Source organism: Parabacteroides chinchillae, assembly GCF_900108035.1.
Classification (GTDB): Bacteria; Bacteroidota; Bacteroidia; order Bacteroidales; family Tannerellaceae; genus Parabacteroides; species Parabacteroides chinchillae.
In genome coordinates this window covers 46,715-66,323 of sequence record NZ_FNVS01000001.1, presented here as the reverse complement: position 1 = coordinate 66,323, position 19,609 = coordinate 46,715, and the positions used below count along the sequence as shown (strand labels likewise).

The 19,609-nt window shown below is 39.4% G+C and carries 15 protein-coding genes and 2 pseudogenes; 6 read left to right on the top strand and 11 right to left on the bottom strand.

Going from position 1 to position 19,609, the window contains the following annotated elements:
* Positions 1-50 precede the first annotated feature (50 nt).
* On the bottom strand, positions 51-317 hold the full coding sequence (locus C4S38_RS00260; protein ID WP_160034605.1) for an integrase core domain-containing protein: 267 nt from the start codon (positions 315-317) through the stop codon (positions 51-53).
* 86 nt (positions 318-403) lie between these two features.
* On the opposite strand from C4S38_RS00260, the pseudogene C4S38_RS00255 reads away from it, so the two are divergent.
* A pseudogene (locus tag C4S38_RS00255) lies at positions 404-583 on the top strand (LytTR family DNA-binding domain-containing protein); the annotation flags it as partial.
* Between the two features lie 2 nt (positions 584-585).
* On the opposite strand, the gene C4S38_RS00250 reads toward C4S38_RS00255, so the two are convergent.
* Positions 586-2,355 carry a sensor histidine kinase gene (locus tag C4S38_RS00250; RefSeq protein ID WP_103982054.1) on the bottom strand — a complete coding sequence of 590 codons (1,770 nt, stop codon included), beginning with the start codon at positions 2,353-2,355 and terminating at the stop codon, positions 586-588.
* 12 nt (positions 2,356-2,367) lie between these two features.
* Positions 2,368-3,054, bottom strand: a complete 687-nt coding sequence (locus C4S38_RS00245; RefSeq protein WP_103982053.1) for a response regulator transcription factor — start codon at positions 3,052-3,054, stop codon at positions 2,368-2,370.
* A 420-nt stretch (positions 3,055-3,474) separates the two neighbouring features.
* On the opposite strand from C4S38_RS00245, the gene C4S38_RS00240 reads away from it, so the two are divergent.
* Positions 3,475-3,792, top strand: a complete 318-nt coding sequence (locus C4S38_RS00240) for a hypothetical protein (protein ID WP_103982052.1) — start codon at positions 3,475-3,477, stop codon at positions 3,790-3,792.
* 104 nt (positions 3,793-3,896) lie between these two features.
* On the opposite strand, the gene C4S38_RS00235 is transcribed toward C4S38_RS00240, so the two are convergent.
* Positions 3,897-4,391 carry an NUDIX hydrolase gene (locus C4S38_RS00235; protein WP_103982051.1) on the bottom strand — a complete coding sequence of 165 codons (495 nt, stop codon included), beginning with the start codon at positions 4,389-4,391 and terminating at the stop codon, positions 3,897-3,899.
* Between the two features lie 28 nt (positions 4,392-4,419).
* Positions 4,420-6,450, bottom strand: a complete 2,031-nt coding sequence (locus tag C4S38_RS00230; RefSeq protein WP_103982050.1) for a DNA topoisomerase 3 — start codon at positions 6,448-6,450, stop codon at positions 4,420-4,422.
* A 162-nt stretch (positions 6,451-6,612) separates the two neighbouring features.
* On the opposite strand from C4S38_RS00230, the pseudogene C4S38_RS00225 reads away from it, so the two are divergent.
* From C4S38_RS00225 to C4S38_RS00215, 3 genes and pseudogenes are all read left to right on the top strand, one after another.
* Positions 6,613-7,377: pseudogene (locus tag C4S38_RS00225) on the top strand (sulfatase-like hydrolase/transferase); the annotation flags it as partial.
* Positions 7,378-7,533: 156 nt separating this feature from the next.
* On the top strand, positions 7,534-8,364 hold the full coding sequence (locus C4S38_RS00220; protein ID WP_103982048.1) for a metallophosphoesterase: 831 nt from the start codon (positions 7,534-7,536) through the stop codon (positions 8,362-8,364).
* Between the two features lie 167 nt (positions 8,365-8,531).
* Positions 8,532-10,094, top strand: a complete 1,563-nt coding sequence (locus C4S38_RS00215) for a carboxylase (RefSeq protein ID WP_103982047.1) — start codon at positions 8,532-8,534, stop codon at positions 10,092-10,094.
* Between the two features lie 116 nt (positions 10,095-10,210).
* On the opposite strand, the gene rpiB is transcribed toward C4S38_RS00215, so the two are convergent.
* The 6 genes from rpiB to C4S38_RS00185 all read right to left on the bottom strand — a co-directional run bounded on the left by rpiB (position 10,211) and on the right by C4S38_RS00185 (position 18,309).
* On the bottom strand, positions 10,211-10,651 hold the full coding sequence (rpiB, locus tag C4S38_RS00210; protein ID WP_103982046.1) for a ribose 5-phosphate isomerase B: 441 nt from the start codon (positions 10,649-10,651) through the stop codon (positions 10,211-10,213).
* Complete coding sequence (locus tag C4S38_RS00205) at positions 10,651-12,678, bottom strand: transketolase family protein (protein WP_103982045.1); 2,028 nt, start codon at positions 12,676-12,678, stop codon at positions 10,651-10,653. Before C4S38_RS00205 ends, rpiB begins: the two co-directional genes overlap by 1 nt.
* Before the next feature lie 256 nt (positions 12,679-12,934).
* On the bottom strand, positions 12,935-14,086 hold the full coding sequence (gene galK, locus C4S38_RS00200; RefSeq protein ID WP_103982044.1) for a galactokinase: 1,152 nt from the start codon (positions 14,084-14,086) through the stop codon (positions 12,935-12,937).
* A 121-nt stretch (positions 14,087-14,207) separates the two neighbouring features.
* Positions 14,208-15,485: an MFS transporter gene (locus tag C4S38_RS00195; protein ID WP_103982043.1), complete on the bottom strand. Its 1,278-nt coding sequence runs from the start codon at positions 15,483-15,485 to the stop codon at positions 14,208-14,210.
* A gap of 34 nt (positions 15,486-15,519) precedes the next feature.
* Positions 15,520-16,599: an aldose epimerase family protein gene (locus C4S38_RS00190; RefSeq protein ID WP_103982042.1), complete on the bottom strand. Its 1,080-nt coding sequence runs from the start codon at positions 16,597-16,599 to the stop codon at positions 15,520-15,522.
* Positions 16,600-16,788: 189 nt separating this feature from the next.
* A complete protein-coding gene (locus C4S38_RS00185; RefSeq protein WP_103982041.1) occupies positions 16,789-18,309 on the bottom strand; it encodes a hypothetical protein in 1,521 nt (506 codons plus the stop codon).
* Between the two features lie 351 nt (positions 18,310-18,660).
* On the opposite strand from C4S38_RS00185, the gene rbsK reads away from it, so the two are divergent.
* Positions 18,661-19,575, top strand: a complete 915-nt coding sequence (gene rbsK / locus C4S38_RS00180) for a ribokinase (protein WP_103982040.1) — start codon at positions 18,661-18,663, stop codon at positions 19,573-19,575.
* Positions 19,576-19,609 lie beyond the last annotated feature (34 nt).

The window sequence follows — 19,609 nt, the reverse complement described above, 5'->3', positions numbered from 1 at the left end:
GACTAGTCCTAAATAACCGTTACAGTTATTGGACAAAACTAACACATTTATCACAGTTCAGCAAGGCTAGCCTTGCTGAACTGTTTGTTTTTGTAACTTTTAATTTTAATCTGCCTCTGATGGTGCATATACTCCGGTGTTTTGTATCCGCACGAGTAATGTGGTCTGAGATTATTATATTTATAAACAGCATCCTTTACCAGACGCTTCATCTGCGTCAATGGAAGATTAAGGTCTTCAAGCAGAAACTCATGTTTGAGTATCCCGTTTATCCTTTCTGCTATGGCATTTGCATAAGGATCATAGGATTCAGTCATGCTCGGTATGATATGATACCGTTTCAATAATCTCTGATATGCATCGGAGCAGTATTGTATACCACGATCTGAGTGATGTATTAAGGGTTCCTCCTTCACGGTTTTTCCGCGTAAACAGGCAATTTGTTATTTCCCGCATGGCTGTAAAAGATATAGACCTATGGTTTAACAGCCGTTTGTCTGTCAATCTGAAAGTGCCTGCTCCCGAAAAGATACTGGTAAGCAAAGCCCGCGTTTCGGAGTTTAAGGAATGGTTTACTTCCTGATATTATATTTTTTTCTTGAGTGTAAAGAAAAATGTGACACCTTTTCCCAGGCTGCTTTTGGCCGAGATTTGCCCTTTATGGAAGTTGACGCCATTCTTTACAATGGATAAACCTAGTCCGGTTCCGCCTACTTTACGGCTTCGCCCTTTGTCTACCCGGTAAAAACGTTCGAAAATACGGTTGATATGTTCTTCAGCTATGCCGGTGCCATTGTCGGAGAAACTGAAGTAATAATACTTAGGATCTTCCTTATAGCAGTTTACTGTAATATGAACTTCTTCACCGGCATAAGCAATTGCATTATCGTACAGATTGCGGAATATGGAATAAAGTAGTGAATAGTTGCCGTATATGGTTGGATTATCCGGTAAGATGGCTTCGGCTGTAATTTTCTTTTCTTCCATTTCTTTGGAGCATTCTTTCTGTATTTCCGCTATTAATTTGGGTATATTTACTTCCGATAAGTCAAACATACCTGCAGCTTCATCCAAACGGTTTAATACGGATATATCGCGGAGTAATCCGGTTAGCCGGGTACTTTGTGAATAACAACGTTCCAAAAAGAATTGGCGTTTGTCGGGCATTAAATCCGGATTGCTTATAATAGTTTCCAAATATCCTTGAATGCTGCTGACCGGTGTTTTCAGTTCGTGCGCTACGTTTTGTGTTAGCTGGCGTTTCATACGGCTTTCTTCTTCCTGTCGCGAAATATCGTTAACAGATAATTCGTAACTGTTATCGAGGAACAGGATGCATTCAATTAGAAATATTTTTCCGTTTTTGTCGACGGTAACAGATTGGCGGAGTACTTTATTTTTTCGGTTTTGCAGGTTGATTGTCTTGGTAAGGAAAGTGCGGATTGGCTCCATTTCCGGAATATCCAGGACATCTTCTGCCTGGTGTATCTGTGTATCGGATATGATGTTCAGGAATTGGATAAAAAGGATATTGGACAGTATTTCCTTCCCATCGGCAGTGAACATGGCAAAACCTTCCTTAGAATATTGGAAATGCTTGATAATCTTATTCCGTTCCATTGAAAGCTCGTCTTTGGTCTTCTGCTGGCGATGATAAAGTGTAACGATGTTTTGTGAAATGTCACCTAATTCGTCATTCGGAAAAGTATAGTCTGTTTCGGGTATCTGCCCTTTTTGGATGTTTAAAGCAAAGTCGCGTAGTTTTGAGATAGTCCGGCCAATATTGAATGTGAAACGTGAAAGGACAAAGAAGAAGATCAATATCATTAAGACTGCAAAGTAGATAAAGTCTTTATTGATGGAAAGGATTCCTTTTACGTATGGATCGTAAGGCAGGGCGGTACGGAAAATATATCCGCCTATATTGTTGGCCGAATAGAAATAACGTTTACCGGTTGAACGCGACGAGCGGATGGCGAATCCTTCGTTGTATAAACGGGCTTTGCGTACTTCGCTGCGATCGTTATGGTTGCTGAATTCTTCTGTTCCGCTGTTGTCAAACAGTACTTTGCCGGAAGGGTCGATAACGGTTACCCGGAGCTCTTTATGGGGAATATCTTCAATGAATTGTCTGACAGCAAGATTGATATTGTCGGTTTGCTGGTTTTTGCGGAATAATTGGTAGTTGTAATTGCTTAACACATTATTCAGCTTCTCCTGTGCAAATTCACGTTCCCGCTGATATTGGAACAATAGGAAGCAAACAGAGAACCCCAGGAACATAAAGAAAATAGACCAGAACAGCCGTTGGCTAAATGGGACCCGGTTTCTTTTTTCTTCTTCAATCTTGACCATATTTGCCTTCTGTTAAAATTCGAAACAGTAACCGAAACCTAAGCGGGTTACGATATTCTTTCCATATATGCCTATCTTCTTTCGCAGACGCGTAATGTTAACGTCTATAGTACGGTCTAACACATACACTTCGTCTTTCCAGATACGCGACAGAATTTCTTCTCTTGAAAAGACATTCCCTTTATTTTCTAACAGTAGCTTTAGTATCTCGAATTCTTTTTTGGTAAGAGCTACTTCTACGCCATCCACGGTAGCTTTAATGCGTTTGGTGTCCATAACCAATGTTTCGTAAACCAAAAGGTCGCTTTCTTTGGTTTGCTCTTTATTTGCTGTCCGCCTTAATACGGCTTTGACACGTGCTGTAACCTGGCGGATAGAGAATGGTTTGGATATGTAATCGTCGGCTCCCAGGTTAAATCCGGTAAGCATGTCGTTTTCCGTATCTTTGGCAGTTAGGAAGATAATGGGAATGTTTGCTGTGCTTTCATTTTTACGTAATATGCTTGCCAGTTTGAAGCCGGATATTTCTCCCATCATTACATCAAGCAGTAGTAACTGGTAAACGGATAAATCCATCTTTAAAGCCTCTTCGGCACTGAAAGCAGTATCTACTTCATAACCTTCTGTTTCAAGATTAAACTTGAGGATTTCACATAAATCTTCTTCATCATCTACTACAAGGATCCGGGTTGTTGCCATACTCTTTATTCTTTTTACAAATATAATTCTTTTTGACAAAGGACGATGTTTCTTATTTCGGCTAAGTGAAATATATATTACATTTACGTGAAGATAGACATTGTTTTCAAAGTCTGTTTTCACAAATGATTGAAATAATAGTTGATTACTGTAAACAGCGTAAGTGGCGCAAAAATACGGAATATTATCAGTTTTCTAATGAAAAAAATAGCCATTTAGAAGTTACTATGAAGCTCTTGTCATTTTATTACTTTAAAGCCAAGTTTCTTAACCTCGTAAACTAAATTCCCAACCTCAAACATTATAATATCTTTTCCTTTATACTACCTATATCTTTGCTCCTGTAAGCTTACAGAGATAGTTAATATAGGCGGATTCCGAAAAGCCTTTGAGAGAGTAGGAAAATTAGTATTTAATATTATGGCAGCAGAAGAAAAAATTCCAATAGGTGGCGTTTTAGTTACGCCTGGAAAATGTCCGAAATTCACAATGGATGGTAGAAATTATCACTTTACACTACATCAAGAGAAAAAACATGTTACATTGGAGAAGCCTGATGGAAAAGATGAAGCTCATTATTTTTTTCGTACAGACCCGTCTACAAGTGGACCAGGATATGTAGTAACAGGTTATAAAGAACCTGGAAATCATGATCTTGATGAACTTAAAAATGTAAGCAAATATGTTAAGGAGAATTATACAGAAATCTTAAAAAAAGCGTTCCGTGGTAAAAAATAAATGAGACAATCGCCTAGAATATTACTGCTCTAGGCGATTGTTTTATGATGTCTTGTTCAATATCGCAGGGTCATCTGATCTTTTTTTCAAAAAATCATTGTTAATTATGTAAGGAACAGTTTACTGAATTCTTTTTCGAAGTTCGGTGTGAAAACCTGTTTTCCTAAATTGGCTTTTATCTCTTCCAACGGCCAAAAACGGCCGCCGTCTAATTCTTCCTTATCAGGAGTAATTATTCCGTTGTATGTTGTGCGGAAGGTATTCACCAGTTCTTTTTCTATTGCAGATTCGAATACATAGCTGGTAATGAATTCCGGAGTGAACTCTGTTATGCCTAATTCTTCACGCACTTCACGGCGCAAGGCTTCTTCAACCGTTTCTCCGTAATCGATATGCCCGCCCACTGCAGTGTCCCATTTGCCCGGCTGGATATCTTTTGTCATGGAGCGTTTCTGCAAGTATAAATCTCCATTGTCGTTAAATATATGGAGGTGGATGACCGGATGTAATTGTTTGCTTCCGCTGTGGCACTCCTGCCGGGTTGCTTTTCCTATTGTTTCACCTGTTTCGTTTACAAGTGGGAACCATTCTGTTTTCATTCCTGTATAATTTGTGATACAAAAGTTGTTATTTTCCAAGCCCCTTTATAACTTCTGCCAATTCTTCATCCGATAATCCTTCACCATATGTTGTGTAATCCAGACGGAAGGTGCAGCCGTTCTTATATTCTGAACAACCATAGGCCGTTTTTCCACGTAGGATGGAGCCTTTTTTGCAGATGGGGCAGACGGGTTTCTTTGTACGGGGTTTCCGGGGTTTCCTTTCTTTGCCCTTTTCTTTTTTTTCTTCTTCTTCAACCGGTACTTGCTCGATAGTGATAGTACGGTTGCTTTGATCGGAGAGGACGTTGTTGACAATTTGTCCGACAAGCTGCTTTAGTTCTTCCAGAAAAGTGCGCGCTTCGTAGGTGCCTTTTTCAATCAGGCGAAGTTTCTTTTCCCAAAGCCCGGTAAGCTCGGCACTTTTCAGAAGTTCTTCGTTTATGGTGCCTATCAGTTCTACACCCGTTGCCGTAGGAAATAAGTTCTTCCGTTCTTTTCGTATATAATTGCGTTTGAACAGCGTCTCAATAATAGCCGCACGGGTAGAAGGACGGCCAATGCCGTTTTCTTTCAGGGCATCGCGCAATTCATCGTTATCTACCAGTTTACCTGCTGTTTCCATAGCACGTAGCAGGGTTGCTTCCGTATATGGTTTGGGTGGCTGTGTCCATTTCTCTCCTAAAGTTGGCTTATGAGGGCCGCTTTCGCCAACTTTAAATTCGGGAAGTACGCCTTCTTCTTCTGACGGTTCTGCATCCGGGTCTTTTTGCTCGGCACCGAATACTACGCGCCATCCGGGTTTCAGTATTTGCTTTCCGGTTACCTTGAACTCTACTTTTCCTACTTTTCCTAATACGGTAGTTGTTGAGATGTCACAATCCGGATAAAAAGCGGCAATAAAACGGCGTACTACCAAATCGTATACTTTTCGTTCATTATCTGTCAGGTTTCTTGCCTGTACGCCTGTCGGGATTATGGCATGGTGGTCGGTAACTTTGGTATTGTCGAATACTTTCTTACTTTTCGGAATCTTGGCTGAGAGCACAGGGGCTGTCAGTTCTGCATAATCGGCCAGTCCTTTAAGCGTATTGGGCACTTTGGGATAGATGTCTTCACTCAGGAAAGTTGTATCTACACGGGGATAGGTGGTTATTTTCTTTTCGTATAATGATTGTATCAGCTTTAATGTCTCGTCGGCCGTAAAAGCAAATTTCTTGTTGCATTCTACCTGCAAAGATGTTAGGTCGAATAACCGGGGAGCATATTCTTTTCCTTTCTTTTCGGATACATTTGTGACGGTAAAGTCTTCTTGTTGTACAATCTCGAGGAATGCTTCTCCTTCTTCTTTCTTTGTAAATTTTCCTTTAGTTGCAGAAAAGGTGGTATTCCGGTAAACGGTCTTCAGCTCCCAATAGGGTTCCGGTTTGAAGTTCTCTATTTCTGCCTGCCGGTTGACTATGAGTGCCAGTGTGGGTGTTTGTACGCGCCCGATGGAGAGTACCTGTTTGTTCTGGCCGTAACGCAACGTGTATAAACGGGTGGCATTCATGCCTAGCAGCCAGTCTCCTATAGCCCGGGATAATCCGGCTTCGTATAGTTTGTTGAAATCTGTTTGTTCCTTTAATTCCCGGAAACCTTCACGAATGGCTTCTTCTGTCAATGATGAAATCCACAAACGGTAAACCGGGCATTTGCAGCCGGCTTTTTGCATTACCCAACGCTGGATAAGTTCCCCTTCTTGTCCGGCATCACCACAGTTTATTACCATTTCGGCATTTTGCATCAGGCCTTCTATTGTCTTGAATTGTTGTTCATAAGTAGGATTATTTATCAGCTTGATGCCAAAACGGGGAGGTATCATCGGGAGGGAACCGAGGCTCCACCGTTTCCAGTTGTCAGTGTATTCGTGCGGTTCCTTAAGGGTACATAAATGGCCGAATGTCCAGGTTACCTGATAACCGTTACCTTCGATATACCCGTTCATTCGTTGGGTTGCACCGAGGACTTCGGCAATTTCGCGAGCCACACTGGGCTTTTCGGCAATACATACTTTCATCAGCTCCGTTCCTTTTCTGAATTGTGAGGCAAAGGTATATCATCCCGATCATTTTTTCAAATCATCGGGAAGATTTACAAAAAACATCGGGATGATTTTAATTGCCTTCTTTTGGTCTTTCTCATAATTTGGTTTAGTTTTGTATGATGTAAAATATATATCATGAACAACAAACTAATGGTATTGGTTGCTGCATCCGCTTTTTCCTTGTCGGCAGTAGCTTCAAATTATACAAATATCGTACTTATAAACCTGGATGATGCAGGCTATGGAGATTTCTCTTTCAATGGTGCTTATGGCTATAGTACTCCTAATATAGACCGGATGGCCGTCCAGGGGATTCGTTTCACACACTTTTTGGCAGGCCAACCTATCAGCGGTGCTTCGAGAGCCGGTTTGATGACAGGATGTTATCCTAACCGTATAGGTTTTGCCGGTGCTCCCGGTCCGGATTCCAATTATGGTATTCATCAGGACGAGATGACAATGGGAGAGTTGCTGAAACAAAAAGGATATAGCACGGCTGTATTTGGCAAATGGCATTTGGGAAGCCAGGAACAATTTCTCCCTTTGCAAAATGGCTTTGACGAATACTACGGGCTCCCGTATTCTAACGATATGTGGCCATTCCACCCGCAACAAGGCGAGATATTCAATTTCCCCGATTTACCTACATACGATGGAAATAAAGTGATAGGGTATAATACTGACCAAAGCCGGTTTACCACCGATTATACCACCCGGTCGGTTAACTTTATAAAGAAGAATAAAAACAAGCCTTTCTTTTTGTACCTGGCACATTCCATGCCTCATGTCCCTTTGGCAGTATCGGATAAATTCAAAGGTAAAAGCCAACAGGGATTGTATGGGGATGTGATGATGGAGATAGATTGGAGTGTGGGAGAGGTGATGAAGACATATAATGATCCTGAATACGCAGATATAATTAAAGAAATGAAGCGGGAACTTCTTGAATTGCGCAAACAATATAAAGATACGGATCAGGAAACCCCACGGATGCAGGAAATTATAAATACCTGTTATTGGTAAATGTGATGTTGACAATTATTAAATCATATACTCATGAATAAATTATTTTTTTCTTTAGTAACAGTACTTCTTTGTATGAATCAGGCATTTGCTCAGTCGGATGCATTTTATTTTGTTCAGATGTCAGACCCGCAGTTCGGGATGTTGGATGGTAATAAATCTTTCACAAAAGAAACGAAGTTGATGGAACAGGCTGTGGAGGCTGTAAACAAGTTGAATCCGGAATTTATCGTTTTTACAGGTGACTTGGTGAATGTCTGGAATGATAAAAAACAGATTTCCGAATTCCGGCGAATCTTGGGGCAGATAAAAAAAGAAATTCCGGTGTATGTATTGCCTGGCAATCACGATTTTGATGTAAATGTTTCAGACGAAGCTTTTCAGGCTTATCTGGATGAATATGGCTATGACAGTTTTAATTTCCAGGTTAAGAACACTTGCTTTATCGGCTTGAATAGCCCGGTTATCTTCGCCGACAAGAAAGATGAAGAACAATCGCAGCTGGTGTGGATGGAAAGAATCCTGAAAAACTCACAGAAGTGTAACCATCGTATCCTTTTCAGCCACTATTCTTTTTTTGTGGAAACACCGGATGAGGCAGACCAATATTTCAATATTCCATTGACGAAGCGCGGAAATTATATTGATATGTTTAACAAATACAATGTCGATGCTATGTTTTCAGGACATTTGCATCGGAATGCCAAAGGTTCTGCAGGTAATTTTAAGATGATAACTTCAAGTGCATTGTGCTATCCGTTAGGTGAAGACAAAGTTGGTTTCCGTATTGTAAAGGTTTATCCGGACCGTATCGAGTCGGATTACTATGATTTGGATAATATTCCTGTAAAAGTAAATTTATAGTAATTGCATAAAAATATGAAGGAAACTATTTACGGTATTTTGTTCCTGCTCTGTGGGTTTAGAAAATTTGTTTATTCTTAACCTGAAAAACCGTGCCAATCTTATTTAGCGTTTGTTATAATATTGTAAAGACTTCAGTCTGATAGAACGATTTAAATAAGTTTGGTATGGTACGTAAATTATTAATTCGAGATTTAACTCTTCGTGATGGTCAGCAGTCTGCATTTGCTACAAGAATGTCACAGAAGCAAATAGACCGCGTTCTTCCTTATTATAAAGATGCTGGTTTTTATGCCATGGAAGTATGGGGTGGGGCAGTGCCCGATTCCGTAATGCGTTACTTAAATGAAAATCCGTGGGAACGTTTGGAAAAAATAAAAGCGATAATAGGAGACGCATCCAATCTTACTGCCCTTTCCCGTGGTCGCAACCTCTTCGGTTATAATCCGTATACGGATGAGATTATAGATGGCTTTTGCCGGAATGCCATTCAGTCGGGTATAAGTGTTATGCGTATTTTTGATGCTTTGAATGATGTGGACAATATTAAATCTACTATTCGTTACGTTAAAAAGTATGGTGGAAAAGCGGATTGCGCCGTTTGTTATACGATAGATCCCCACCATTCGGCAGTAGAACGTATTAAGGCAGCTTTGCATGGACATCCTCTGCATAAACCAATCTTTACAGATGAGTATTTTCTGAATAAAGCTCTTTTAATGGAATCGCTGGGGGCTGATATGATAACTCTGAAAGATATGAGTGGCTTGATTCCTCCGGGACGTACGGCAGAACTGATACGGCTTTTAAAAAAGAACCTGAAAGTCCCTGTGGATTTTCATACACATTGTACGCCCGGTTATGGTTTGGCATCCGTATTGATGGCAATAGTGAATGGTGCTGATATTGTTGATACAAATATATGGAATTTTGCAGGTGGCCCGGCCGCACCGGCAGTTGAATTGGTTTATATTTTTTGTAGGAAGATGGGAATAGAGCTCGATTTGAATATGGAAGCTGTTGCCAGGATTAATGCGGAATTGCTTGAAATACGTAAAGAATTATCTGCGTTTGATACGGCAAAGAAGCTACCGAAGCACTTTGATCCGCTGGAAGATAAAATTCCTGCCGAAATAAATCGTTTCTTTAATGATGCTATTGAGGCTGCGCGTAAAGATAAAGAAGATGATCTGCTGCTTTATTGCCATGCAATAGAAGAATATTTTGATTTCCCAGAGCCAAATGACTTGGTGAAGAAAGCTCAGATCCCCGGAGGAATGTACACGAATATGGTTGCCCAGTTGAAGCAATTGGGACAGTCTGATTTATTGGAAAAGGCAATGTCATTGATCCCTCAGGTCAGAATGGATGCAGGATTGCCTCCGCTGGTTACTCCTACAAGCCAGATTATCGGTGCTCAAGCTGTGTCTTGTGCTTTGGATGAAGAAAACGGGCGTCCGATGTATAGTAATCCTTCCAATCAGTTTATTGCATTGGTTAAAGGTGAATATGGTAAGACGCCTATACCGGTTGATCCTGCTTTTCGTTTGAAAATTGCCGGTGTCCGTGATGAGATGCCTTATGATGGTTCATCTTATGTGATGCAGGAAAATCTTGTATTGGAAGAAAGTGGTGTATTGTTAGCTGAAAATGAAAAGGAAATCCTTTTGTTGGAATTATTCCCTACTGTTGCGCGTACGTTTTTGACAAAGCAAAAGATGAATAAATGATACGGGTTTAAAAGAGCTGACTTTTAATCGTAAAAGTCCCGTCTTAACATTTCAATTGAACTGACTTTTGAAATGTTAAGACGGGACTTCTATATTTAAAAGAATTATCTTTTTTATTACATAATTGAAACAGGTATCTTATCTATTCTTCTTTGATGACGTCCGCCTTCAAATGGTTCGTCAAAAAAAGAATTGACAATTTTAGCTGCTTCCTCATTGCCGACAAAACGGCCGGGCATAACTAATATGTTTGCATCGTTATGAGCTCGCGCAAGCCGGGCTATTTCTTTATTCCAACAGAGCGCTGCACGTATGTTTTGATGTTTGTTGAGAGTCATTGCAATGCCGTTTCCTGTACCACAAATAGCAATACCCGGATATACTTCTCCCTTTTCGACAGCTTTAGCCAGCTCATGGGCAAAATCGGGATAATCGCAGCTTTCGGTTGAATAAGTTCCGAAATCTTTGTAAAGTAATCCCTTATTATCGAACACTTGCTTTAGATACTCTTTTAATTCAAAACCAGCATGGTCGCACGCTAAACCTATCATTTTCATTATGCTAATAAATCTTTTACTTGCTTATATACGTTTTGTCCTGTGAAACCTAATTTTTCATCCAATACTTTATACGGTGCAGAGAATCCGAAAGATTCTAATCCCCAGACTTTACCGTTTGCGCCAACCAGGCTTTCCAGATTAACCGGCAAACCGGCAGTTAAGCCAAATACTTTGCTACCTGCAGGAATGATTGATTCCTGATATTCTTTACTTTGGTTGCGGAACAAACCTTCCGATGGAACAGATACGATACGAACCTTAATACCATCTTTACGAAGCAATTCTGCTCCTTCTACCAGTGTCGATACTTCCGAACCTGAAGCAACCAAAACTACGTCAGGATTTGCATCTTCATTTACAATGTAAGCTCCTTTTTCTGCCTGCAATGCTTCTTTGTAACGGTTGTCTTTGGCTGGCAGATCGTTTATATTCTGTCTGGAAAGGATTAATGCTGTAGGAGTATAAATATTTTCCATAGCCATCTTCCATGCAACAGTTGTTTCTACAACATCGGCTGGACGAAGTACTAAAACTGAATTATGTCCTTTATGATTTTTCAGTTTTTCCATCAGGCGGATCTGTGCCTCTTGTTCTACCGGTTCATGGGTAGGACCATCTTCACCAACACGGAATGCATCATGTGTCCAGATAAATTTGACAGGTTGTTCCATTAATGCAGCCATACGGATTGCTGGCTTCATATAATCTGAGAATACAAAGAATGTACCACATGCGGCAATGATACCACCATGTAAAGACATACCGATGCATACGCAGGCCATAGTTAATTCTGATACACCAGCCTGGAAGAAAGCACCACTGAAATCACCTTTTCTGAATGAATGTGTTTTCTTTAAGAAACCATCTGTCTTATCCGAATTTGAAAGGTCGGCAGAAGCAACTACCATATTTTCAACCTGGGTAGCCAATACGCCTAATACGGTTGCAGAGCCTCCGCGTGTAGCTTGATTCGGCTTTTGTTCTATAGCTGCCCAGTCTATTTCCGGAGCAGTACCGGAAAACCATTTTTTCATCTTGGCTGCTAATTCCGGATTCTGTTTAGCCCAAGCGTCACGAACCGCATAACGTTCGGCAACGATAGTTTCCAGTTCTTTGGCGCGTTTTGTATATAATTCGGCTACTTCAGGGAATATGGTGAATGGATTTTCCGGATCACCTCCTAATGCCTTGATTGTTTCCGTTATTGAAACACCAGCTGCCGATAGAGGTTGACCATGTGTGGATACTTTGTTTTCGTAGCTGCTATGATCTTCTCCTAAAGCACCTTTTCCCATAATTGTATTACCAATGATTAGGGTTGGTCTTTTGGATTCGGCTTTTGCTTCTGTTAAAGCCTGGCGTATTTGATTTGCGTCATTACCATTAATTGTAATGACTTTCCATCCCCAAGCTTCGTATTTCATGGTTACGTTTTCTGCTGTAACTTCTTCTACAGTGGTAGATAGCTGTACGTTGTTGGAGTCGTAAAACATGATCAGGTTGTCAAGACCCAGAGTTCCGGCAACGCGTCCGGCTCCTTGTGATATTTCTTCCTGAATACCTCCGTCAGAAATATAGGCATAAATAGTCTGGTTCATAACTTCTCCCAAACGCGCTTTCAGGAATTTTGCACCAATAGCTGCACCTACGGCATATGTATGTCCTTGTCCTAAAGGACCGGAAGTGTTTTCTATGCCATGCATTACGTCTACTTCGGGATGTCCCGGAGTGATACTGCCCCATTGGCGGAATTGTTTTAGTTCGTCCATTGTGTACTTGCCTGTAAGTGCCAGAACAGAGTAAAGCATAGGAGACATGTGCCCGGGATCAAGGAAAAAACGATCTCTGCCTTCCCATCTCGGATTTTTAGGATCGTACACTAAAAACTCTGAGAATAGTACGTTGATAAAATCAGCACCACCCATAGCACCGCCCGGGTGACCTGAATTTGCTTTTTCCACCATTGAAGCAGCTAAAACACGAATATTGTTTGCTGCTCTATTCAATATTTTAATATCATTCATTTTGGGAGAATTATTATTTTTTGTGCAAAGATAGTTAATCTCTTTGTATCAGTCATTATATCAGTGAAACAATTCGTCCGGGGAAAAGGTTTCTTTCATCCTGTTTTTTTGTAAATGGGCTGATAATAAACAAGGTCTTGAAGAAGAAAGTAGAACTTTCTGTGAAAGAAATAGGATAGTGTTTGTATGAACAAGGTCTTTTAAAAAACTTTTAAGAAGAAAAGGGGAGGCTTTGCAAAGTCTCCCCTTACTTTATTTAGCACAGTTTTCTGGAACCGTCACTAATCACAACATCATATACTTTCGGATTGCGTCCGAATTTTTCTTTATATGTTTTTGTTGCTTCTTCAATAAATGCATCATATTTGTCTTCTTTTACCAAGTTTATGGTACAGCCGCCAAATCCACCGCCCATGACACGTGAACCTGTTACGCCGCATTTCTTGGCAATATCATTCAGGAAGTCCAGTTCTTCACAGCTCACTTCATATAGTTTACTCATACCATGATGAGTTTCGTACATTTTTTTACCTACTGTTTCGTAATCGCCTATTTCCAAAGCATCGCAAACATCCAGTACACGTTGAATTTCTTCAATTACATATTCTGCACGCATGTAATCTTCGGCTGATATTTCATTTTTAACTTCTTTCAGCCAATCCATAGTTGCATCACGCAGAAACTCTACGTGTGGATGATTTTTTTGAATTGCTGCAACAGCTCTTTCACAAGATTCACGACGTTTATTGTATGCAGAAGAAGCCAATTCATGTTTAACTACTGAATCAAGCAGTACTAATTTATAACCTTCCGGGTTAAATGGGAAATATTGATATTCTAATGAACGGCAATCCAGACGGATAAGACTTCCGGCCTTACCGAATACGGAAGCAAATTGATCCATAATGCCACAATTAACACCACAATAGTTGTGTTCGGTAGCTTGTCCGATTTTTGCTAATTCGAATTTGTCCAGACCGCAGTTGAATATTTCATTTAAAGCAAATGCATAAGTGCTTTCTAATGCCGCAGAAGAAGACATTCCGGCTCCCAGAGGAACATCGCCGGCAAAAGCTGTATTGAATCCGCCGATTTTGCCGCCGCGTTTGATGATTTCACGACAAACGCCGAAGATATATCTTGCCCAGCTTGCACGAGGTGCGTCTTCTTCATTCAATCCGAATTCTACATAGTCTTTCAGGTCAATGGAATACGCGCGTACTTTATCTGTTCCGTTGGCTTTTATTTCGGCTACCATGCCCTTATCTACGGCTCCGGGGAATACAAAACCACCGTTGTAGTCGGTATGTTCACCTATCAGGTTAATACGCCCCGGTGAAGCGTATACAGATCCTGTTGTTCCGTCGAAATGTTTGATAAAACGGCTTCTTACAAATTCTATATCCATGATCTTAGTCTTTTAATGAGGTTAAAAACAATTTTATTTATAAATGAAAGAGATTAGTTAAGTTGTACGATCAGACAATCTTAACTAATCTCTTACCTTCGTCTATTTTGATTTTGAAGTATTATTCTACAGGAATATCTTTATTTACATTCTTGCTGCCAATCAATGCGTAGTAAAGAATATATGCAAGACCCAGGATGATTACCCAGAAGCTGGCAATGAAACCTGCTGCATCGGCTACTGCACCTTGAACCAATGGCAGAATACCACCGCCGCAAACCATTACCATAAAGATGCCCGAGGCAGCAGCTGTATATTTACCCAATCCTTCTACTGCCAGGTTGAAAATACCACCCCACATGATTGACGTACATAAACCGCAAAGAGCCATGAACATGATTCCGATAGGAACTTCTACCATTCCGAATGAAATATCAGACAAGAATACCGGCATACTAACTTTTGTGTCTTCTGGAGAGAAGATCGCAATCAAGATAAAGATAATACCTACGGTTGCAGCCGTTGTCAGCATGACTTTACTTGAAATCTTGGCTCCTAAAGATGCACCGCATAAACGACCAACCATCATAAGGAACCAATAAGTGCCAACTAAAGATCCGGCAATTGTTGTATCGATGCCGATTTCAGGAGAAGTAGCAAACAAATTCATAAAATTAGGAATACCAACTTCTACACCTACATACAAGAAGATAGCAACTGTTCCCATGATAAAGTGACGGAAAGAAAGAGCACTATGCTTATCAGGAGTCTTTGCTGCCTCTTTAGCCATAGCCATGTGAGGTTCAGGTATGTCCATAATGAACAGAACGATAAATACCACGGCGAAAATACCCATAGCCAGGAATAAGGCCGGGTTAGCGTTGCTAATCTGTGCTCTTGCAGCATCACCAATCAGATAGCCTACCAATACCGGAACGATAGTTGCACCGATAGAGTTTACAGAACCTGCAATCTGAATCAATTGGTTTCCTTTGTTGCCACCGCCGCCAAGCGTATTCAACATTGGGTTTACTACAGTATTCAACATACACATAGAGAAACCAGAAACGAATGCACCAGTCAGGTAAACGGTATAACTACCAACTACACCAGACAAATAAGAAATAGCTACACCACAGAAACCAACGATAATTGCTAATAATGCAGTTTTCTTATAACCGATTTTCTGCAATAATAAACCTGCCGGAATACCCATAAATGCATAGGCAATGAAGTTGGCAGCATTACCCAGCTGAGACATAAAGTTGCTGGCTGCGAATTGATTTTTAACGATAATGCCAAACGGGTTCTGTAAACCTGTTACAAATGATATCATGAAGAATAAAGCCACCATCATGATAATTGGCAACGTGTAATTTTTTTGTTTGGTAGATTCCATTGTTTTTAATGTTTTTAAATTTATTGATTAATAATTATTTTTCTGCTTTGAATTTGTAGATAGTTGTGCTACCGAATATTTCGCCCGGACGTAGAAGGGTAGAAGGATATTCCGGCTTATTCGGGCTGTCGGGATAATGCTGCGTTTCCAGACATAATGCGGCACGTTCAGGATAACGTTGACCTTTTTTTCCTTCAAAATTTCCAGTCATCCAGTTTCCTGTATATAATTGTACACCCGGTTGTGTGGTATATACATCCATAATAATGCCGGTCTTAGGAGAAAGACAACGTGCACAAAAAGAGAGTTCATCGTCTTCTTTATTTAAAATATATGTGTGGTCGTAGCCTTTTCCAAAAACCAGTTGTTCAAAGTCATCGTTAATGCGTTCGCCCACTTCATGAGGAGTGCGGAAATCCATAGGTGTACCTTCGACTTTTTCTTTAGGCCCGTAAGGTATGGCCGTACTGTCGGTTGGTAAATAATAATCGGCATTAATTGTTAGAATATGATCTCCGATGTAGGGATCTCCGGCTCCGGATAAATTGAAATAAGAGTGATTGGTCAGATTCAGAACGGTAGGCTTATCGGTTGTGGCATGATAAGAAATAACAACTTCGTTATTATCTGTCAAATGGTAAGTTACGATCGTTTGTAATTTGCCGGGAAAACCTTCTTCACCATCAGCAGAAATATATTCTAATGTTACCGTTTGTTCGTCCTGTTGAAGTATATCCCATACCTGGGCATTAAAACCTTTTATTCCTCCGTGGAGACTGTTTGGTCCATTATTAATAGCTAATTTGTCATATATTATACCGTCAATAGAGAATTTTCCTTTAGCGATGCGATTTCCGTAGCGACCGCAAATTGCTCCGAAATAAGGTTCTTCAGAAGTTAGGTAATCATCAATAGATTTATGCCCTGTAACTACATCTGTTAACTTCCCATTTCTGTCAGGAACCATTAGCGATATAATTTTTGCGCCGTAATTGGTAATGGAAAGTTCTGCTCCTTGTCTGTTTTTGAGAATACAGAGCATTGTATTTTTTCCGTCTATGAGCTTGTTGAAATCAGTAACCATCAAGCCAGACAGCGTGTATTTGTTTTCCATGTATATATTAGTTATTCAAAATTGAGTGTAAAAGTAACTTTCTTCTTTGTATTTATGTAATAATAAAAAGATGTTTTAGAGCATGCTTTTATTTTTTAAGCGGCTATTTTGAACATTTGTTTGTCATTTATAGCTGTTTAGTGTGTCTTTGCTATTATGAAGATTGTTCATGTTTGCTTTCAAAGTCTGCTATGAAGCTTTTTCCTGCAATATTTCGGCAAAAGGACGGTTTGTCAATTTGCTTTCTATCCATGAAAGAAAATCAAATGTTTTTAATAAGTGCCGTTCATATTTATCTTGTTTGATTTTGCTGATGTCTTTTTGATAATGGGCCCATAATTTGTTTTGCATTTTTTTATAAGATGGGAGCGGGTATGCCTGTACAAATCGAAATATGAGTTTCTCGGTGATATACACTTGCTTTTCAAAACTGATATTCCGCTTTATAGAACTGATTTCGCTGATTAAGAAATCATAATTGCCTAACTCTGCCTGTAAAAGTAAGTTAATGAGCCGGGCTATTTTGTATGAAGGCAGAGCATAAAATAGCTTGCCTGAACTAAATATTTTTTTTATTTTCTTTTTAGCATTTGGTATGTCTCCGCAACTAAGATAAAAAATAGCAATGTTGGTATATAATTTTAATTGGGCTTCAAGTTCCAGTAAATCGCTTTTTTTGATTAGACATTCTTCATGGTTATCTATTAATTTTTTTGCTGATTTGAAATCACCTGTATTCTGAAAACTCGCTAATTCATATTGAAAAATGCGAGCTTTTATATCTAATACAAATTCTGTCGGGTAATCTTTGTTTTCTAGTTCTTTGAGTTTGGTTAAGAAAAAAGGCATTTCTTTATATAATCCGGCTGTATGCAAACTGTCTAATATGCCATGAATGGCACTTACATAATAAATAGGTGGATTTAATATCAAATGTTTGTTTTTTTCAAATAGGTTAATCAGTTCCTGATAATGCCGTATTGCCGATTTATAATTACCGGAGTTCAGATAATAGGTCGCTTGAAATAATAAATGTAGCTTAGTTGCTTCAAAACCTTTGTAAGAACTGTTTGCTATAAGATTAAGTTCACTTAATACCAGATCGTTCAGATCTTCTTTTTGTTTGTCAGAACGTGAATATCCTTTATAGATTAAGCGGTGTTTTAAAATATCATATAGTTGCCGATGCATATTCACATTTCTCGAATACTTCATCGTCTCTTGTATTTTCATTTGTTTTGTTACTAGTTTCCGTTCGCTTACTCCTTCAAAATTAAGGGTACTTAAATATCTTATTTCGGTTCGGAAAATTAACAATAATAATGGATCATTTTCATAAGCTGTGGCCAGCTTTTTAGCTTTTTCCAGTTCTGTAAAGGAATCGTCAAATAAAGCTCTTTCAAATAAAATATCTGCTTTGGAAATATAGTTAAATATTTCGGTTTGTATGTTTTGTTTTTCCCTCAATTTAATTAAGCAATCCAAAATGACTCTGTAAAGATGTTTTACGGCCATGTCGAAACTGCAGCCATTTTGTTCTTTGCAAAAATGGGTGTAAACTTCATCCATGGATAGTTTTTTATCCAATAAATTAAAAAGGGATAAGTATACCTTTTCTCCATTTTGTAGGTTGGCATACAGGCGAAAATACCTTTTTTCCGCCTTTGTCAGAGAATTTACTAAAATGACAAGAGAAGATGCTTTATTCATAATAGTATATTGTTTATAAAAGATACAAAATAATTGTGTAATTGAATATGATAAATTGAATTATTTACCCAATTAGATAATCCCAAAAATAATTCTTTTTATTTAATCCGAAAGACAATATCCGTTTGTTTTTAATTTTGGGTTTATCATTTTGCTTTAAAATTGTTATGTTTTCTGTTAAGGGATGTGTTTACCTTTGTTCTAAATCATCTCGATGTTTTTGAAAAATTATCCCGATGATTTGAAGAAAAGATCGAGATGATTTTGTTTTATACAAAATCCAGGGTTGGAGTAAAATCCAGGATATTCACGGAATTAATGTTTAACTAAAGATAATTATTAGTGAAAAAAATGCAGGAACATAGAATATTGGTAGTTGGCAGCAGTAACACTGATATGGTGATTAAAACCGAACATCTTCCTCGTCCGGGGGAGACTGTTCTCGGAGGAACTTTCTTCATGAACCCCGGAGGAAAAGGTGCTAATCAGGCAGTTGCCATTTCTCGTTTGGGAGGGAAAGTCTCGTTTGTGTGTAAGACAGGTAGTGACATATTTGGTCACCAGTCCCAACAATTGTTTGAAGAGGAAGGTATCGATACTTCGTATATTTTCTCCGATCCGAATCATCCCTCGGGTGTGGCGTTGATAACGGTAGATGCACATGCCGAGAATTGTATTGTTGTGGCATCGGGAGCTAATGCAAATTTGCTACCATCGGATCTGGCTCAAGCTATTGAAGCTATTGATGAGGCAGATTTAATACTTATGCAGTTAGAAATACCTATGGAGACTGTCGAATATGTGGCCGAAATAGCCTACCGTAAAAATAAGAAAGTTATTCTTAATCCGGCTCCTGCATGTCCTCTTCCTTCGTCTTTGCTTCAACATTTATATATGATTACTCCTAATGAGACCGAAGCAGAAATGATTTCCGGAATAAAAATTACGGATGAAATATCGGCAGGAGAGGCTGCCAAACGAATTTCGGATATGGGCGTCCAATGTGTCATTATCACATTAGGTTCAAAAGGTGCGCTGGTTTATCAGGATTCTGTGGTGGATATTATTCCTGCATTAAAAGTAAATGCAGTTGATACAACTGCGGCAGGAGACATATTTAACGGAGCACTTACTGTTGCACTTTCCGAAGGGCGTGATTTACCGGATGCAGTACGTTTTGCATGTAAGGCTTCGGCTATATCCGTTACTCGTGTTGGAGCGCAATCTTCGGCTCCGTACCGGAATGAAGTAGATATATTTGGTTAATCTTCAAAAATAAGACTATCATGAAAAAAAAGAC